Below are 14,341 nucleotides of genomic sequence, written 5' to 3' on the forward strand. Positions count from 1 at the left end.
GGCGTGCCGGCATGCCTGACGTGGACGGCTGGTTTGCGGGACGCACCAAGTGCCGACTGGCACAATGGTTTTTTTGCGCGAACAGGTTTGAGATGATCGAGATTCGTACGGTGGATTGGTCCGTTCCCGCGCATGCGCAGGGCGTGCTGGAGATGGTGAAGGCCTATGCGCTGGAGGCCACGGCGGGCGAGGGTTTGTCGGCCGACGCGCAAGCGCGTCTGATCCCGGCCCTGCGCCAGCGCGCCGACTACGTCGGCGTGCTGGCCTTCGCCGCGCAGCGGCCGGTGGGCTTGATCAATGCGTTCGAAGGGTTCTCCACCTTCATGGCCCGCCCGCTGCTCAACGTGCACGATGTGTATGTCGACGGCGCGGTAAGGGGTCAGTCGATCGCCGGGCGCATGCTGGAGCATCTGCAGGGCCTGGCCATCGCGCGGGGCTGCGGCAAGCTCACGCTGGAGGTGCTGGAGCACAACCATCCGGCTGTGTCCAGCTATCGCCGATTCGGCTTCCAGCCCTATGCCCTGGACCCGGCGCAAGGCCGCGCCACGTTCTGGGAAAAGCGCCTTCCTCTCGGCGATCTGGTGGCGGCGCAACTGCCTTTCTAGAGGACGACGTGTCTCAGGCCAAGCGCGCGTGCAGGTGCGCGTTGAGCCTGCGTTCCAGCCAGCGAAAGCCCTGGATGATGACGAAGGACAGGATGAGGTAGAGCACGCCCGCGGCGAGGAAAATTTCCACCGGGGTATAGGTCACCGCGATGATGGTGCGCGCCGCCCCGGTGATGTCCAGCAGCGTGATGGTGCTCGCCAGCGCGCTGCCCTTGAGCATGAGAATCAGCTCGTTGGTATAGGCCGGAAGCGCCAGGCGGAAGGCGCGTGGCAGGATGACGCGCCGGTACAGCAGACTCCCGCTCATGCCCAGGGACCTTGCCGCCTCCACCTCGCCGTGCGGAACGCCTTGGATGGCGCCGCGCAGGATTTCCGCGGTGTAGGCGCCGGTGTTGAGGCTGAAGGCGATGATGGCGCACCAGTAGGCCTGGCCGAGCACGGGCCAGAGCACGCTCTGGCGCACGGCGTCGAACTGCGACAGCCCGTAGTACACGAGAAAGATCTGCACCAGCAGCGGCGTGCCGCGAAAGAAAAAGATGTAGCTGTAGGGCAGCCAGCGCAGCCAGGCCGGGCCGGCGACGCGCGCAATGGCGGTGGGGACGGCGATGGCGATGCCCAGCAGGCCCGACAGCGCGACGAGTTGCAGCGTGACCCAGGCGCCTGCGAGAAGCTGGGGAAGGTTGGACCAGATCAGCGCGGCGTTCATGTCGCGGCGCGGCGCATGCCGCGATTGACCCTGCGTTCCAGCCAGGCGATGGCCAGCGTCACCAGCACGGTGAGCAGCAGGTAGATCAGCGCGGCGGCGCCGTAGAAGGTGAAGGGCTGGACGGTGTCGCTCACGGCAATCGCGGTGTTGCGCATCAGATCGTTGGCGCCGACCACCGAAATGAGTGCGGTGTCTTTCAGCAGTGCGAGAAACAGATTGCCCAGCGGCGGCAGCGCGAAGCGCCAGGTCTGCGGCAGAACGATGCGGCGAAAGCTGAGCAGGCGGTGCATGCCGAGCGCCTGCGCGGCCTCGATCTGCCCATGCGGAATGGCGTCGATGGCGCCGCGCACCACCTCGGAGGCATAAGCGCCGTACATGAAGCCCAGCGCCGCCGTGCCGGCGGCGAAGGGGCTGAGTTCGATGTAGCCGTCATGGCCGAACAGGCTGGCGACCTTCATCAGCACCACGCTGGCGCCGAAGTACACCAGCAGCAGCATGAGCAGTTCGGGAATGCCCCGCACCAGCGTGGCATAGACGTGGGCCAGGAGCCGCAGGGCGGCCACCCGCGAGCGACCCGCCAGGGCCGCGAGCAGCCCGAGCACGATCGCCACGGTCATGGCGGCCAGCGCGAGGCGAACGGTCAGCCAGGTGCCTTCGAGCAAAAGGGCGCCGAAGCCATGCAGGTTCATGGTGGGGGCAGCGGCTTGAACCGGAGCGGGCCGGGCAGGGCGCGGCTCCGGGCTTCAGCACCGATCAATAAATGCTGAAGGGGAAGTACTTGGCGTTGATCTTGGCGTAGGTGCCGTTGGCCACGATGACCTTGAGCGCCGCATTCAGCTTCTCGCGCAGGGCGTTGTCGTCCTTGCGCACGGCGATGCCGATCTTGTCGTCGCTGTACACCGGCTTGCCCATGAATGCGAAGGCCTGGCCGTCTTTGGATTGCAGCCACTTGTAGGTGACGTACTTGTCGGCCAGGATGGCGCCCAGACGGCCGGAGGCCAGGTCGAGATAGGCGTTTTCCTGCGTGTCATACAGCTTGGTCGTGACGTCGCCCTTCATGTGCTGATCCAGCCACTGCGCCGAAATGGTGGCGCGCTGCGCACCCACCGTCATGCCCTTCATCGCGGCGGCCGTGGGCTCGAAAGGCTTGGCCTTGGGGCCGACGAACTGCAGTTTGTTGGAGTAGTACGGGTTGGTGAACGACACCGCTTTTTCGCGCTCGGGGGTGATGGACATGCTGGCGAGCACGGCGTCGAACTTGTGCGCGTTGAGTGCCGGGATGATGCCGTCCCAGTCCTGCGTGACCCAGACGCACTTGACCTTCATCTGCTTGCACAGCGCGTTGCCGATGTCGATGTCGAAGCCGCCGACCGAGCCGTCCTTGTTGATGTAGTTGAACGGGGGATAGGCGCCCTCGGTGCCCAGGCGCAGGGTTTCCTGTGCAAAGGCGGACCCGACGAAGGCCAGCGCCAGCGTGGCGGTGGTGAACAGCTTGAACAGTTTCATGTGAACGAACTCCCTTGTTGTGTTGCGGCTTTCAGCTTGTACTCGCGAGGAACTGCCGGCATCGTTCCGAGCGCGGTTGGTCAAACACTTGTGACGGACTGCCCTGTTCCTCGATGCGTCCCTGGTGCAGGAAGATGACCTGCGAGGAGACGTCGCGGGCGAAGCGCATTTCATGCGTGACGATGAGCATGGTGCGGCCTTCCTCGGCCAGCTTGCGGATCACGCCCAGCACCTCGCCGACCAGCTCGGGGTCGAGCGCCGAGGTGGGCTCGTCGAACAGGATGACTTCGGGCTGCATGGCCAGGGTGCGGGCGATGGCCGCGCGCTGTTGCTGCCCGCCGGACAGGCTCACCGGGTAGGCGCCACGCTTGTCGTACAGGCCCACCTTCTGCAGCAGGTCCTCGGCCAGTTCCACCGCCTCGGCGCGCGGCATTTTTTTTACATGCACGGGCGCCTCGATGAGGTTCTGCAGGATGGTCATGTGCGGCCAGAGATTGAAGTTCTGGAACACGAATCCCAGGCGGGCACGGAAGCGGTCGAGCTGGCGGGGGTCGGTGGCGCCCAGCGCTCCATCGCGCTGCATCGCGAGCTTGAGCGTCTCGCCGCCGAGGATGATCTGCCCGGCGTTGGGGCGCTCCAGCAGATTGACGCAGCGCAGGAGCGTGCTCTTGCCCGAGCCGCTGGAGCCGATGATGGAGATGGACTCGCCGGCGCGGGCGCGCAGGCTGACGCCCTTGAGCACTTCGAGCGCGCCGTAGCGTTTGTGAATGTCCGCCAGGCGCAGCACGGCATCGGCGCCCTGGGTGGGTTCGTTGTCGCCGGGAGCGTCGGAGGTCAATGTGGAAAAGGAAGCGGCCGCGTCCATGCTTCCACGGTTCAGGCTTCGTTGGCGGCGGGCGCGCCGTGGCAGAGCTTGAATTTTTTGCCCGAGCCGCAGGAGCAGGGGTCGTTGCGCCCGATCTTGCCGGTGTTGCGGATGGGGGGTGCGGTGGCCTTGCGCCAGTAGGCGTGGATGGCGGTGGCGCAATCGGCCAGCGCATCGGCCGCGTCACGCTGGTAGTCGGGGCCGAGCTGCAAGCGGTCGAGTTCCTCCCAGCCGCTTTCGGTGCCGTAGAGCATGATGAGGCTGATTTCATCCGAGGGCTCGTCGAGCATCGGCGCCCAGCCATGTGGGTCGAGCGCGATGCCCAGCATATAGCCCGTGCACCATTCCTCGATGATGCTTTCCTGCGCGTCGCCCTCGCCGCTCAGATAGATGAGCGGGGCGTAAGCGTCCGGGGTCTGGTTCAAGGTGTTGGCCAGCATGTTCCAGTAGCGCATGAGCAGTCCCACGACTTGCTCGAATTGCTGCGGCGTCTCGAAACCGGGCTGGGCCTGGCCCTCCTCGCTGTCCCAGATCCAGGGCAGGGCGCGTGTCGGGTGCACCAGATTCGGCCCCGAGATCAGCGCGGTGAAAAAACCGTCCAGCATGGAGATGTCCATGGCGGTTTCGGGCATCGCGTCGCTGTCGAGCCATTGCTCGATCTGGTCGAGTTCGGCGTCCGTGAGGGGCGTTTCAGAAGCGGATATGTTGATCATGGCCATGATGCGTGAACAGGCCCTAGTGTAATGGGCCGTTCCCACCCAAGCGTCACGGTCGGGCGCATGCGGCGGCCCTGGCGACCGGAGCGCGCCGCCTCAAAAAAAGCGTGGATGACTCAGGGAAAAATCAGGGAAAAGCCGGGATGTTCGGCTCGACTCCCTCGGGCCTGGCCTCGGGGTGGTGCTTGGCGATGCGGGAGTTGATCTCGTCCACGCGCGCGACCGGCACATCGATCATCATCAGCAACTGGCCGGCCTGGATGGCTTGCTCGTATTGCCTCACGCGCGGGCTCTCCACGCTTACGCCGATCATGCTGCTGATCCAGGCGCCCAGGACGGTGCCGGCCACGGCCAGCGCCACCACCAGCGCGCCTGCGGAAACCACCGCGACGCCTGGGACGGCAATGGCAACGAGCCCGGCCAGGGTGCCGGTTGCGCCGCCGTACCCCAACCCGCGCTCGATGGCGGGGATGAGATCGGTTTTCTGCGCCAGGCCGGCTGCGGGCAGGTTGCCCAGCTCGGTGTCCTCGCGGGCGATGACGTGGATATGTTTCTCGGGAATGCGCGCCACCAGCAATTCATCGACGATGGTGTGCGCCGTGGGAACATCGGGGACCAGAAAATACAGGCGTCGCATGGCAGGCTCCTTGGTCGCGCTCGCACCAATACTCTAGGCGCCAGCCGGCGAAAAAACACCCCAGAAACCCTGTTGCCCGGGGTGTTTCAGCCTCGCTTCAGCGCGGCTGCGGGCCGCATTACTGCACGCTGGACAACGCCCGGCGCAGGGTGTCCGCGATCTGGTCGATCTGCCCGCGCTTGATGATGAGCGGCGGCGACAGCGCGATGGTGTCTCCGGTGTAGCGCACCAGCACCCCGAGCTCGTAGCACTTGAGGAAGGTTTCGAAGGCACGCTTGCCCGCGGCTTCGGGCCTGGAGTGCAGTTCGATGCCCGCCACCAGGCCCAGGTTGCGGATGTCCTTGACATGGGGCGCATCGCGCAGGCCGTGCATGGCCTCCTCCCAGTAGGCGTCCAGCCCTTCGCGCGCGACGCGCGTGAGCAGGCCGTCGCGGGCGTAGATGTTTTGCGCGGCCACGGCCGCCGCCATGGCAAGCGGATGGCCCGAGTAGGTGTAGCCGTGGAAGAATTCCACCGCTCCGCTGGGCGCACCGTTGACCACGGCGTCGTAGATGCCCTCCCGCACGAACACGGCGCCGAGCGGCACGGCGGCATTGTTCACCGCCTTGGCCGTGGTCATGATGTCGGGCGTGACCTTGAAACGCTGGGCCGCGAACGGCGTACCCAGGCGGCCGTAGCCTGAGATCACTTCGTCGAAGATCAGCAGGATGCCGTATTTGCTGCAGATGGCGCGCAGCTTGTCGAGGTAGCCCTTGGGCGGCACCAGAACCCCGGTGGAGCCGGCCATGGGCTCGACGATGACGGCGGCGATATTGCTCGCGTCGTGCAGCTGCACCAGACGTTCCAGGTCGTCGGCCAGGTGCGCGCCCCATTCGGGTTGGCCGCGCGAGAAGGCCTGGTGTTCGGCGGAATACGTGTGCGGCAGGTGGTCGACGTTCGGCAACATGCCGCCGCGGAACACCTTGCGGTTGGCCACCATGCCGCCCACCGAGATCCCGCCGAAACCCACGCCGTGGTAGCCGCGTTCGCGTCCGATGAACATGGTGCGCGTGCCTTCGCCGCGGGCGCGGTGATAGGCGAGGGCGATCTTGAGCGCCGTGTCGACCGACTCCGAGCCGGAGTTGGTGAAAAAGATCTTGGTCAGATCGCCCGGCGCGATCTTGGCCAGCAGGTCCGCCGCCTCGAACTGGACGGGATGGCCCATCTGGAACGGCGGGGCGTAGTCCATCTCGCGCGCCTGCCGGGCGATGGCCTCGACGATCTCCTCGCGCCCGTGGCCGGCGTTGACGCACCACAGGCCGGCCACGCCGTCGAGAATCTCGCGTCCGTCGTGGCTGCGGTAATGCATGCCCTGGGCGCTGACCAGCATGCGTGGCGCGGCCTTGAAGTCCCGGTTGGCCGTGAATGGCATCCACAGGGCGTCAAGATTCGGCAGGTCGACGGCGCCATGCCGGCCGGCGCGCGTCAGTTCGGTTTGATCCATCGAGCATCTCCATCGTATTCGGGGCGATATCCGGCATTGTGCTTCGCATCGCGGCGCGAATCCAAGTGCCACGCTGCCGGCGCATGGTGCCATGCGCCGGCAGCGTGGCGCGATTAGCATCGTTGGTCTGTTCTCACACCCCCATGTCTTCGATGGTTCGCGATGCGCAGATTGGTTCTGCATTCCGCCTGGCTTGCCCTGCTCGACGCGCTGCGCCCGCGCATGCTGGCGCTGGCTCTGTTGCCGCTGGCCGTGGCCGGGGTGTCGGCGTGGCTGGTGCAGGTCCTGTTCTGGGACCGCTGGATCGCCGCGCTGCAGGTCTGGGTGCAGGGCCGCGCCTGGCTGCTGGATCTCCTGCAGGGCCTTGGCTGGACGCAGGCCGCACATGGCCTGGCTGCGGCCATCTTGATTGCGCTGGGCGTTCCAGCGCTGATCCTGCTCACGCTCTTGCTGGTGGCCGTGATCGTGATGCCCGCCGCGAGCCGCGGCGTCGCGCGGCGCAGGTTCGCGCAACTGCAGCCGCGCGACAACGGATACCAGGCGCAGTCCCTGATGTGGTCGGCCTGGATCACGGTCGCCGGCCTGGCCATGCTGGTGCTGAGCCTGCCGCTGTGGCTCATCCCCTTGGCGGGGCTGCTGATTCCACCCATCATCTGGGGCTGGATGACCGCCATGATGTTCGGTTTCGACGCCCTGGGGCCTTACGCCTGTCCCGGGGAACGCCGGCAACTGCTGCGCGAACATCGCTGGACGCTGCTCGGCATGGGGGTGGCGAGCGGCTATCTGAGCACCCTGCCAACCCTTCTGCTCACGGCCGGCTGGCTGGCGCTGGCGCTGCTGCCGGTGCTGGCGCTGTTGTCCCTGTGGCTGTACGTCCTGGCCTTCGCGTTCACGTCGCTCTGGTTCGCGCATTACCTGCTTGCCGGACTCGTCGATCTGCGGCGCCGTGCCGGCACGCAGCAAGGCCAGGCAGGTTGAATGGGCTCGCCCCGACCACCACGATTGCACCACCATGACCATCGGCCTCTACATCATCGGCGACGAAATCCTCTCGGGCAAGCGACAGGACAAGCACTTTGCCCGCGTCCAGGAGCTGCTCGCCGCGCGCGGCATGCAGCTCGGCTGGGTGCAATATCTTGGCGACGATCCGGTCTTGCTGCGGCAGGCGCTGCAGACCAGCTTCGGCCGCGGTGACGTTGCCTTGAGCTGCGGCGGCATCGGTGCCACGCCGGACGACCACACGCGCCAGAGCGCCGCCGCCGCCCTCGGCGTGCCCCTGGAATTGCACCCCGAGGCCAAGCGGCTGATCCAGCAGCGCATCGCCAGCGCGGGGCTCGGTTCCCCGCAAGAGCCGGCCAACCAGCAGCGTCTGCAAATGGGCATGTTCCCCCAGGGCAGCAGCATCATTCCCAATCCCTACAACCAGATCCCGGGGTTTTCCATCCGCGAGCACTATTTCGTGCCCGGATTCCCGGTCATGGCCTGGCCCATGCTGGAGTGGGTCCTGGACGGGCCTCTCAGGAGTCTGCACAGGCACGGCCGGTATCTCGAGCGGGCCGCCATCGTCAAGGGAGCGATGGAGTCGGACCTCACGCCCTTGATGGAGCGCATCGAACGCGAGCATCCCGGCGTCAAGGTGTTCAGCCTGCCAAGCGTCGACCATCCGCAATGGGGGCGGCATATCGAACTCGGCGTCAAGGGCGAGCCATCCGCGGTGGAACCCGCATTCGACGCACTAAAAGCGGGCCTCGTGGAACTGGAGGCCATGGTTGGCACGGAAACGGTGCGAAAAATGTGATTTGCACCATGTCGGTGCATCAAGATGGCGGTGGTGCCGATGCCCATCGTTCGGGCGCGAAGCAGGCATTCTTTGTGGTGCGCCCCGAAGCCGTTCATGCATCGATGCGTGGCATGGTTTCTGCTAGATTTTCGATGTCATTCAGGATCCAATACCCCGAAATACACCCCAATCGGGCCCAGACAGCCGAGCGCTGCCCGAGCGTCCGTCCCGTTTCCCAACCCACTCCCCAGACTGGAGAATTTGCATGACCAAACACGTTGCTGATGTGATGAGCATGGTGAAGGAACACGACGTCAAGTTCGTCGATTTCCGCTTCACCGATACCCGCGGCAAGGAGCAGCACGTGACCGTGCCCATCTCGGCCTTCAATGACGAGAAGTTCACGCAGGGGCACGCATTCGATGGCTCATCCATCGCCGGTTGGAAGGGCATCGAGGCCTCGGACATGCTGCTCATGCCCGATCCCAACACGGCCAATATCGACCCCTTCATGGAAGAGACCACGCTGCTGCTGAGCTGCGACGTGCTCGAGCCGGGCGACGGCAAGCCGTATGACCGTGATCCGCGCTCTATCGCCAAGAAAGCCGAGGCCTATCTCAAGGCTTCGGGCATTGGCGACATCGCCTTCTTCGGTCCCGAGCCCGAATTCTTCATCTTCGACCAGGTGCGCTGGAATGTCGACATGGCCGGCTGCTTCGTCAAGATCGACTCGGACGAAGCCTCCTGGATGACGGGCGAAAAGATCGAGGGCGGCAATATGGGCCACCGCCCGGCGGTCAAGGGCGGCTATTTCCCGGTTCCGCCCGTCGACAGCCTGCAGGACATCCGCTCCGAAATGTGCCTGCTGCTCGAACAAATGGGCGTGCCCGTCGAGGTGCATCACCACGAGGTGGCGGGCGCCGGCCAGTGCGAGATCGGCACCAAGTTCTCCACCCTGGTGCAGCGCGCCGACTGGACCCAGATCCTGAAGTACGTGGTGCAGAACGTCGCTCACAGCTACGGCAAGACCGCCACCTTCATGCCCAAGCCCGTGGTCGGCGACAACGGTTCCGGCATGCACGTGCACCAGTCCGTCTGGAAGGACGGCAAGAACCTGTTCGCCGGCAACGGTTACGCCGGGCTGTCCGAGTTCGCGCTGTACTACATCGGCGGCATCATCAAGCATGCCCGCGCCCTGAACGCCATCACCAACCCCGGCACCAATTCGTACAAGCGCCTGGTTCCCGGCTTCGAGGCTCCCGTGAAGCTGGCTTACTCGGCTCGCAACCGTTCGGCTTCGATCCGCGTGCCCTACGTGCCCAGCGACAAGGCGCGCCGCATCGAGGTGCGCTTCCCGGACCCCACCGCGAACCCCTATCTGGCTTTCGCGGCCATGCTGATGGCGGGCCTGGACGGCGTGGAAAACAAGATCCACCCGGGCGAGGCCGCGAGCAAGAACCTGTACGACCTGCCGCCGGAAGAAGACGCCAAGATCCCGACCGTGTGCTCGAGCCTCGACCAGGCGCTCGAGTACCTGGACAAGGATCGCGCCTTCCTCACCAAGGGCGGCGTGTTCAGCGAGGACTTCATCGACGCCTACATCAGCCTCAAGATGGAAGAAGTCACGCGTTTCCGCATGACCACCCATCCGGTGGAATTCGACATGTACTACTCGCTGTAATCCTGGCTGGCCGGCGCGCGTGTAATAGCGAACGCCGCCGGCCGCGCAAGCCGCAGGGGGGACGGTTCGCCGTCCCCTTGTTGTTTTCCGGTGCATCCGGCTCGCTGCACGAGTTCCGGCTTCGGTGCATGGTGCTGCGATGGTCTTACACTCAGCCCTGCCGATCCACCTTCTTCCGACAGGTTTTCGATGCCCCGTATCCCTGCTTTGCGCCGTCGCCTGATCCAGATGCTCGCCTGCTGGGGTTGGGCCCTCGTGCCTTTGTTCGCCCATGCGCAGGAGATTGACCCGAACCGTGTGTATCGTTGTCCGGACAACTCCTACACGAACATGCTCAGTGTGGTGAAGTCGAAGAATTGCAAACCGGTGGACAACGCCAACGTCAGTGTGTTGTCGCCCGCCGCGCCGAGCGCGAAAAAGCCAGCCACCGCGACGCATGGCGCCTCGGGCGCCGATCGCGTCAGCGCCGCCACGCAAAAGGAGCGCGACGCAGAGGCGCGTCGCATCCTCCAGGCCGAACTGCAAAGCCAGCAACTCAAGCTGGAGGGATTGCTCAAGGCCTACAACAACGGCCAGCCCCAGCGCTTGGGGAACGAGAAGAACTACCAGACTTATCTTGACCGCGTGGCCCAGATGAAAAACCAGATCACGTTGACAGAGGCCAATATCCAGGCCCTGCAGCGTGAGTTGCAACGTTATGGGCCGTAACCGGGGCGATCCTCCATTGCCTCGTCAAGGCAGGGCTGGGATTTCCGACGCCGCCGACCCCATTGCGGTTCCGGGCGCATCGACGGACGTTGATTTTCCAGCCCAGGCCGCGCTGGACTGGTTGGCCACCATGGCGGCCCTGGTCGACCCGCAAGGGCGCGTGCTTTACGCCAATCCGGCGATGGAGGCCGGCTTGGGACTCTCGCGCAGGCATCTCCTGGGGCAGGATCTGGCCCACTGGCTTACCCGGGAGTCCTTGTGGCACGAGGCCCTGCGGCAAGTGCATGCCAACGAGTTCAGCAGCAAGCGCTTCGACTGCGCGGTGCTGGCGCGCACCGCGACGGACCCGATTCAGGCCCAGCTTATTGTCGCCCGCACCGAGGGCGCCGACGTGCTTCTGGTGGAGTTGGTCGAACTTGGGCAGCAGACCCGGCAGGAGCGCGAGGAGCAGTGGCTGAACCATGCTCAGGCCAACAAAGACCTGATCCGCAATCTTGCGCACGAGATCAAGAATCCTCTGGGCGGTATTCGGGGGGCGGCGCAATTGCTGCAGATGGAGGTCGACACCCGCGAGTTGCAGGAATACACCCGGGTCATCATTCACGAGGCCGACCGTCTGCAGACCCTGGTCGATCGGCTGTTGGCGCCGCACAGGCGTCCGCACGTGGTCGGCGACGTGAATATCCACGAGGTGCTCGAGCGCGTGCGCTCCGTGATCCTGGCCGAGTTTCCCCAGGGCCTCACGGTGGTGCGCGACTACGACGCCAGCATTCCGGAATTCCGCGGCGACCGCGAGCAACTCATCCAGGCGATTCTGAACATCTCCCACAATGCCGCGCAGGCCTTGGCCGAGCGCATGCGCGCGGGGGATGCGCGCATCGTGTTCAAGACCCGCATCGCGCGGCAGGTCACGCTGACCAAGCAGCGCCATCGCCTGGCACTGCTCTTGCATATCACGGACAACGGCCCTGGGGTGCCGGCGGACATCAAGGACCGTATGTTCTTTCCGCTGGTGTCGGGGCGGGACGGTGGTAGCGGCCTGGGGTTGACCCTGGCCCAGACCTTCATCCAACAACATCAGGGAACCATCGAATGCGACAGCCAGCCCGGTCTGACCGATTTTCGCATCCTCATGCCGCTGTCTTGAGGGTGCCAGGCCTTGAACCCGGCACGCGATTGCCCTTTGCAGCGGGACTCGCATCATGAAACCCATCTGGATCGTCGACGACGATCAATCCATCCGCTTCGTGCTGGAAAAAGCCCTGGAGAAGGCCGGTCTTCCGGTCCGCAGTTTCTCCAACATCCGGGACGTGCAGATCGCGCTGAGCGACGATGCGCCGCAGGTCCTGGTTTCCGACATCCGCATGCCGGGCGGCAGCGGCATCGAACTGCTGCAGGAGCTCAAGCGCACCCAGCCGGGCCTGCCGGTCATCATCATGACGGCGTACTCCGACCTGGACAGCGCCGTGTCGGCTTTTCAGAGCGGCGCTTTCGAGTACCTGAGCAAACCCTTCGACCTGGAGAAGGCGGTCGACCTGATCCAGCGCGCGGTCGACGAGAGCCTGCGCGAACAGGGCGGCGAGGAAGCCCGCATCGACGCACCCGAACTGCTGGGGCAGGCGCCGGCGATGCAGGACGTGTTCCGTGCCATTGGCCGGCTGTCGCCCTCGCAGGTCACGGTGCTCATCACCGGCGAGTCAGGCACCGGCAAGGAACTGGTGGCGCAGGCACTGCACCGCCACAGCCCGCGCGCGAACGGTCCTTTCGTCGCCATCAACACCGCAGCCATTCCGCGAGACCTGCTGGAGAGCGAACTGTTCGGCCATGAGCGCGGCGCCTTCACCGGCGCGCAGACGTCCAGGCGCGGGCGCTTCGAGCAGGCCGAGGGCGGCACGCTGTTTCTCGACGAAATCGGCGATATGCCGTACGAGCTGCAAACCCGGCTGCTGCGCGTGCTGTCCGATGGAAACTTCTATCGCGTGGGAGGCCACAACCCGATCAAGGCGCATGTCCGCGTCATCGCCGCCACCCACCAGAACCTGGAGCAGCGGGTGCAGCAGGGGCAGTTCCGCGAGGACTTGTTCCATCGCCTCAACGTCATCCGCCTGCGCCTGCCGCCGCTGCGCGAAAGGCGCGAGGACATTGCGTTGCTGGTGCGCCATTTTCTGCAAAAGAGCGCGCGTGAACTCGGGGTGGAAACCAAGCGCGTGTCGGACGAGGCGCTCCTCGTCCTGCAGAACCATGCCTTTCCCGGCAATGTGCGCGAGCTGGAGAACATCTGCCATTGGCTCACCGTCATGGCGCCGGGCCTGACGGTGGATGCCAAGGATCTGCCGCCCGAACTGCGCCAGCCCGCTCGCGCCTTGCCGACCGCCCAGCCCCAGGCCATTCAGGTTCCCGCGATGGTCGACATACCCCCGCTCACGATCGGGACAGGCACCGGGGGCGTGGTGCGGGAGGTGCCGGACGAGGCCGCGCTGTCCCAGTTCGCCGCTGGCCTGCAGCCGTCGTCTCCTGCCGCATCGCTTCCGGCCAGTCCTTCCGGCGCGCCCACGCCGGCGATCGAGGATGACTGGGAGGCGGCGGTGGCGCGCCTGGCCCGCGAACTGCTGCAGGGCGGGCAGGCCGAGGTCATGGATTTGCTCACACAACGCTTCGAGCGCGCCGTCATCGGTGCCGCCCTCGATGTCACCCACGGCCGCCGCATCGAGGCCGCGGTCAAGCTCGGCATCGGGCGCAACACCATCACCCGCAAGATCCAGGATCTGGGGCTCGACGACTGAGCTGGACCTCGCGGCGAGGCCTGGGTGTGGCGGGGCTGGTCAATGCGCCGGCCAGGCCAGCTCGGCGAGCACCGGAGCATGGTCGCTCGGACGCTCGTTCTTGCGCGGGGTTTTGTCGATGCTGCACGAGAGCACCTTGCTTTTCAGAGACTCGCTCACCAGGATATGGTCGATGCGCAGCCCCTGGTTTCTGCGGAAGGCCAGGTTGCGGTAATCCCACCAGCTCCAGCTCTTCGGCGCCTGCTCGAACAGGCGAAAACCGTCCACCAGGCCCAGGCCGATCAGGTTGCGGAAGTGCGCCCGCTCCTCGTCGGTGCAATGGATCTTGCCGCGCCAGGCCTCCGGGTCGTAGACGTCGCGGTCTTCCGGCGCGATGTTGAAATCGCCCATCAGCACCAGGTTCGGATAGCGGGCAAGCTGCGCGCGCAGCCAGGACTCCAATGCATCGAGCCAGGCCATCTTGTAGGCGAACTTGTCGCTGCCGGGCTCCTGGCCGTTCGGGAAATAGGCGCCCACCACGCGCAGCCCCTTCACGCTGGCCGAGATCACCCTTGCTTGCGCATCATCGAACCCGGGAATGTTGTGCACCGGTTCGTCGGCCGGTTGCCGCGACAGCAGCGCCACACCGTTGTAGGTGCGCTGGCCGAAGCACTGCGCCTGCCAGCCAGCCCGCTGCAATTCGGCATGCGGAAACTTGTCGTCGGTGAGTTTGGTTTCCTGCAGCACCAGGACATCGGGCTCGTGGACCTGCAGCCAGTCCAGCACCTGAGGCAGGCGCACCGCAAGAGAATTGATGTTCCAGGTGGCGAGTTTCATGTCGGAGAAGGAGAGGGCATTTGAAGACATGCAGCTGCATGTCTGCGGTACGGCT

At 65.4% G+C, this 14,341-nt stretch carries 15 protein-coding genes; 7 read left to right on the forward strand and 8 right to left on the reverse strand.

Going from position 1 to position 14,341, the window contains the following annotated elements:
• The first annotated feature begins 92 nt into the window (after positions 1 to 92).
• Positions 93 to 605 (forward strand): GNAT family N-acetyltransferase, encoded by a 513-nt coding sequence (locus THIARS_RS11740; protein WP_094161096.1) that lies wholly within the window; start codon positions 93 to 95, stop codon positions 603 to 605.
• Positions 606 to 618: 13 nt separating this feature from the next.
• Here THIARS_RS11740 and THIARS_RS11745 read toward each other — a convergent pair whose 3' ends face one another.
• The 7 genes from THIARS_RS11745 to aptA form a co-directional block, all read right to left on the reverse strand.
• Positions 619 to 1,311, reverse strand: a complete 693-nt coding sequence (locus tag THIARS_RS11745; protein WP_094161097.1) for an ABC transporter permease — start codon at positions 1,309 to 1,311, stop codon at positions 619 to 621.
• Positions 1,308 to 2,000, reverse strand: a complete 693-nt coding sequence (locus THIARS_RS11750) for an ABC transporter permease (protein WP_094161098.1) — start codon at positions 1,998 to 2,000, stop codon at positions 1,308 to 1,310. The genes THIARS_RS11745 and THIARS_RS11750 overlap by 4 nt, the downstream gene beginning before the upstream one ends.
• A gap of 64 nt (positions 2,001 to 2,064) precedes the next feature.
• Positions 2,065 to 2,817 carry an ABC transporter substrate-binding protein gene (locus THIARS_RS11755; protein WP_094161099.1) on the reverse strand — a complete coding sequence of 251 codons (753 nt, stop codon included), beginning with the start codon at positions 2,815 to 2,817 and terminating at the stop codon, positions 2,065 to 2,067.
• A gap of 31 nt (positions 2,818 to 2,848) precedes the next feature.
• Positions 2,849 to 3,682: an ABC transporter ATP-binding protein gene (locus THIARS_RS11760; protein WP_094161100.1), complete on the reverse strand. Its 834-nt coding sequence runs from the start codon at positions 3,680 to 3,682 to the stop codon at positions 2,849 to 2,851.
• 11 nt (positions 3,683 to 3,693) lie between these two features.
• Positions 3,694 to 4,395, reverse strand: coding sequence for a UPF0149 family protein (locus THIARS_RS11765; protein WP_186436669.1), 702 nt, complete (start codon positions 4,393 to 4,395; stop codon positions 3,694 to 3,696).
• 130 nt (positions 4,396 to 4,525) lie between these two features.
• On the reverse strand, positions 4,526 to 5,035 hold the full coding sequence (locus THIARS_RS11770) for a DUF1269 domain-containing protein (protein ID WP_094161102.1): 510 nt from the start codon (positions 5,033 to 5,035) through the stop codon (positions 4,526 to 4,528).
• 118 nt (positions 5,036 to 5,153) lie between these two features.
• On the reverse strand, positions 5,154 to 6,518 hold the full coding sequence (aptA, locus tag THIARS_RS11775) for an omega-aminotransferase AptA (protein ID WP_094161103.1): 1,365 nt from the start codon (positions 6,516 to 6,518) through the stop codon (positions 5,154 to 5,156).
• Between the two features lie 162 nt (positions 6,519 to 6,680).
• Between aptA and THIARS_RS11780 the strand changes: the two genes are divergently transcribed.
• The 6 genes from THIARS_RS11780 to ntrC all read left to right on the forward strand — a co-directional run bounded on the left by THIARS_RS11780 (position 6,681) and on the right by ntrC (position 13,470).
• Positions 6,681 to 7,496: an EI24 domain-containing protein gene (locus THIARS_RS11780; protein ID WP_094161104.1), complete on the forward strand. Its 816-nt coding sequence runs from the start codon at positions 6,681 to 6,683 to the stop codon at positions 7,494 to 7,496.
• 34 nt (positions 7,497 to 7,530) lie between these two features.
• Positions 7,531 to 8,316 carry a competence/damage-inducible protein A gene (locus THIARS_RS11785; protein WP_094162105.1) on the forward strand — a complete coding sequence of 262 codons (786 nt, stop codon included), beginning with the start codon at positions 7,531 to 7,533 and terminating at the stop codon, positions 8,314 to 8,316.
• A gap of 247 nt (positions 8,317 to 8,563) precedes the next feature.
• On the forward strand, positions 8,564 to 9,979 hold the full coding sequence (glnA, locus tag THIARS_RS11790) for a type I glutamate--ammonia ligase (RefSeq protein ID WP_094161105.1): 1,416 nt from the start codon (positions 8,564 to 8,566) through the stop codon (positions 9,977 to 9,979).
• A gap of 189 nt (positions 9,980 to 10,168) precedes the next feature.
• Positions 10,169 to 10,687, forward strand: a complete 519-nt coding sequence (locus THIARS_RS11795; RefSeq protein ID WP_141202396.1) for a hypothetical protein — start codon at positions 10,169 to 10,171, stop codon at positions 10,685 to 10,687.
• A gap of 16 nt (positions 10,688 to 10,703) precedes the next feature.
• The gene (gene glnL, locus THIARS_RS11800) at positions 10,704 to 11,834 is read left to right on the forward strand and encodes a nitrogen regulation protein NR(II) (protein ID WP_425444246.1); all 1,131 of its coding nucleotides are present in this window, start codon (positions 10,704 to 10,706) and stop codon (positions 11,832 to 11,834) included.
• A gap of 55 nt (positions 11,835 to 11,889) precedes the next feature.
• Positions 11,890 to 13,470: a nitrogen regulation protein NR(I) gene (gene ntrC / locus THIARS_RS11805; protein WP_094161108.1), complete on the forward strand. Its 1,581-nt coding sequence runs from the start codon at positions 11,890 to 11,892 to the stop codon at positions 13,468 to 13,470.
• A gap of 39 nt (positions 13,471 to 13,509) precedes the next feature.
• Here the strand turns inward: ntrC and xth are convergent, their stop codons facing one another.
• Positions 13,510 to 14,286: an exodeoxyribonuclease III gene (gene xth, locus THIARS_RS11810; RefSeq protein WP_094161109.1), complete on the reverse strand. Its 777-nt coding sequence runs from the start codon at positions 14,284 to 14,286 to the stop codon at positions 13,510 to 13,512.
• Between the last annotated feature and the right edge of the window lie 55 nt (positions 14,287 to 14,341).

Origin of the sequence: Thiomonas delicata (assembly GCF_900088825.1) — a bacterium.
Lineage (GTDB): Bacteria > Pseudomonadota > Gammaproteobacteria > Burkholderiales > Burkholderiaceae_C > Thiomonas_A > Thiomonas_A delicata.

Bases quoted from the DNA above. Each gene is read 5' to 3' on its own strand.
- THIARS_RS11780 (WP_094161104.1), top strand. From the start codon at position 6,681: ATGCGCAGATTGGTTCTGCATTCCGCCTGGCTTGCCCTGCTCGACGCG.
- THIARS_RS11765 (WP_186436669.1), bottom strand. From the start codon at position 4,395: ATGATCAACATATCCGCTTCTGAAACGCCCCTCACGGACGCCGAACTC.
- glnA (WP_094161105.1), top strand. From the start codon at position 8,564: ATGACCAAACACGTTGCTGATGTGATGAGCATGGTGAAGGAACACGAC.
- ntrC (WP_094161108.1), top strand. From the start codon at position 11,890: ATGAAACCCATCTGGATCGTCGACGACGATCAATCCATCCGCTTCGTG.
- THIARS_RS11740 (WP_094161096.1), top strand. From the start codon at position 93: ATGATCGAGATTCGTACGGTGGATTGGTCCGTTCCCGCGCATGCGCAG.
- aptA (WP_094161103.1), bottom strand. From the start codon at position 6,518: ATGGATCAAACCGAACTGACGCGCGCCGGCCGGCATGGCGCCGTCGAC.
- THIARS_RS11750 (WP_094161098.1), bottom strand. From the start codon at position 2,000: ATGAACCTGCATGGCTTCGGCGCCCTTTTGCTCGAAGGCACCTGGCTG.
- THIARS_RS11760 (WP_094161100.1), bottom strand. From the start codon at position 3,682: ATGGACGCGGCCGCTTCCTTTTCCACATTGACCTCCGACGCTCCCGGC.
- xth (WP_094161109.1), bottom strand. From the start codon at position 14,286: ATGAAACTCGCCACCTGGAACATCAATTCTCTTGCGGTGCGCCTGCCT.
- THIARS_RS11745 (WP_094161097.1), bottom strand. From the start codon at position 1,311: ATGAACGCCGCGCTGATCTGGTCCAACCTTCCCCAGCTTCTCGCAGGC.
- THIARS_RS11755 (WP_094161099.1), bottom strand. From the start codon at position 2,817: ATGAAACTGTTCAAGCTGTTCACCACCGCCACGCTGGCGCTGGCCTTC.
- THIARS_RS11770 (WP_094161102.1), bottom strand. From the start codon at position 5,035: ATGCGACGCCTGTATTTTCTGGTCCCCGATGTTCCCACGGCGCACACC.
- THIARS_RS11785 (WP_094162105.1), top strand. From the start codon at position 7,531: ATGACCATCGGCCTCTACATCATCGGCGACGAAATCCTCTCGGGCAAG.
- THIARS_RS11795 (WP_141202396.1), top strand. From the start codon at position 10,169: ATGCCCCGTATCCCTGCTTTGCGCCGTCGCCTGATCCAGATGCTCGCC.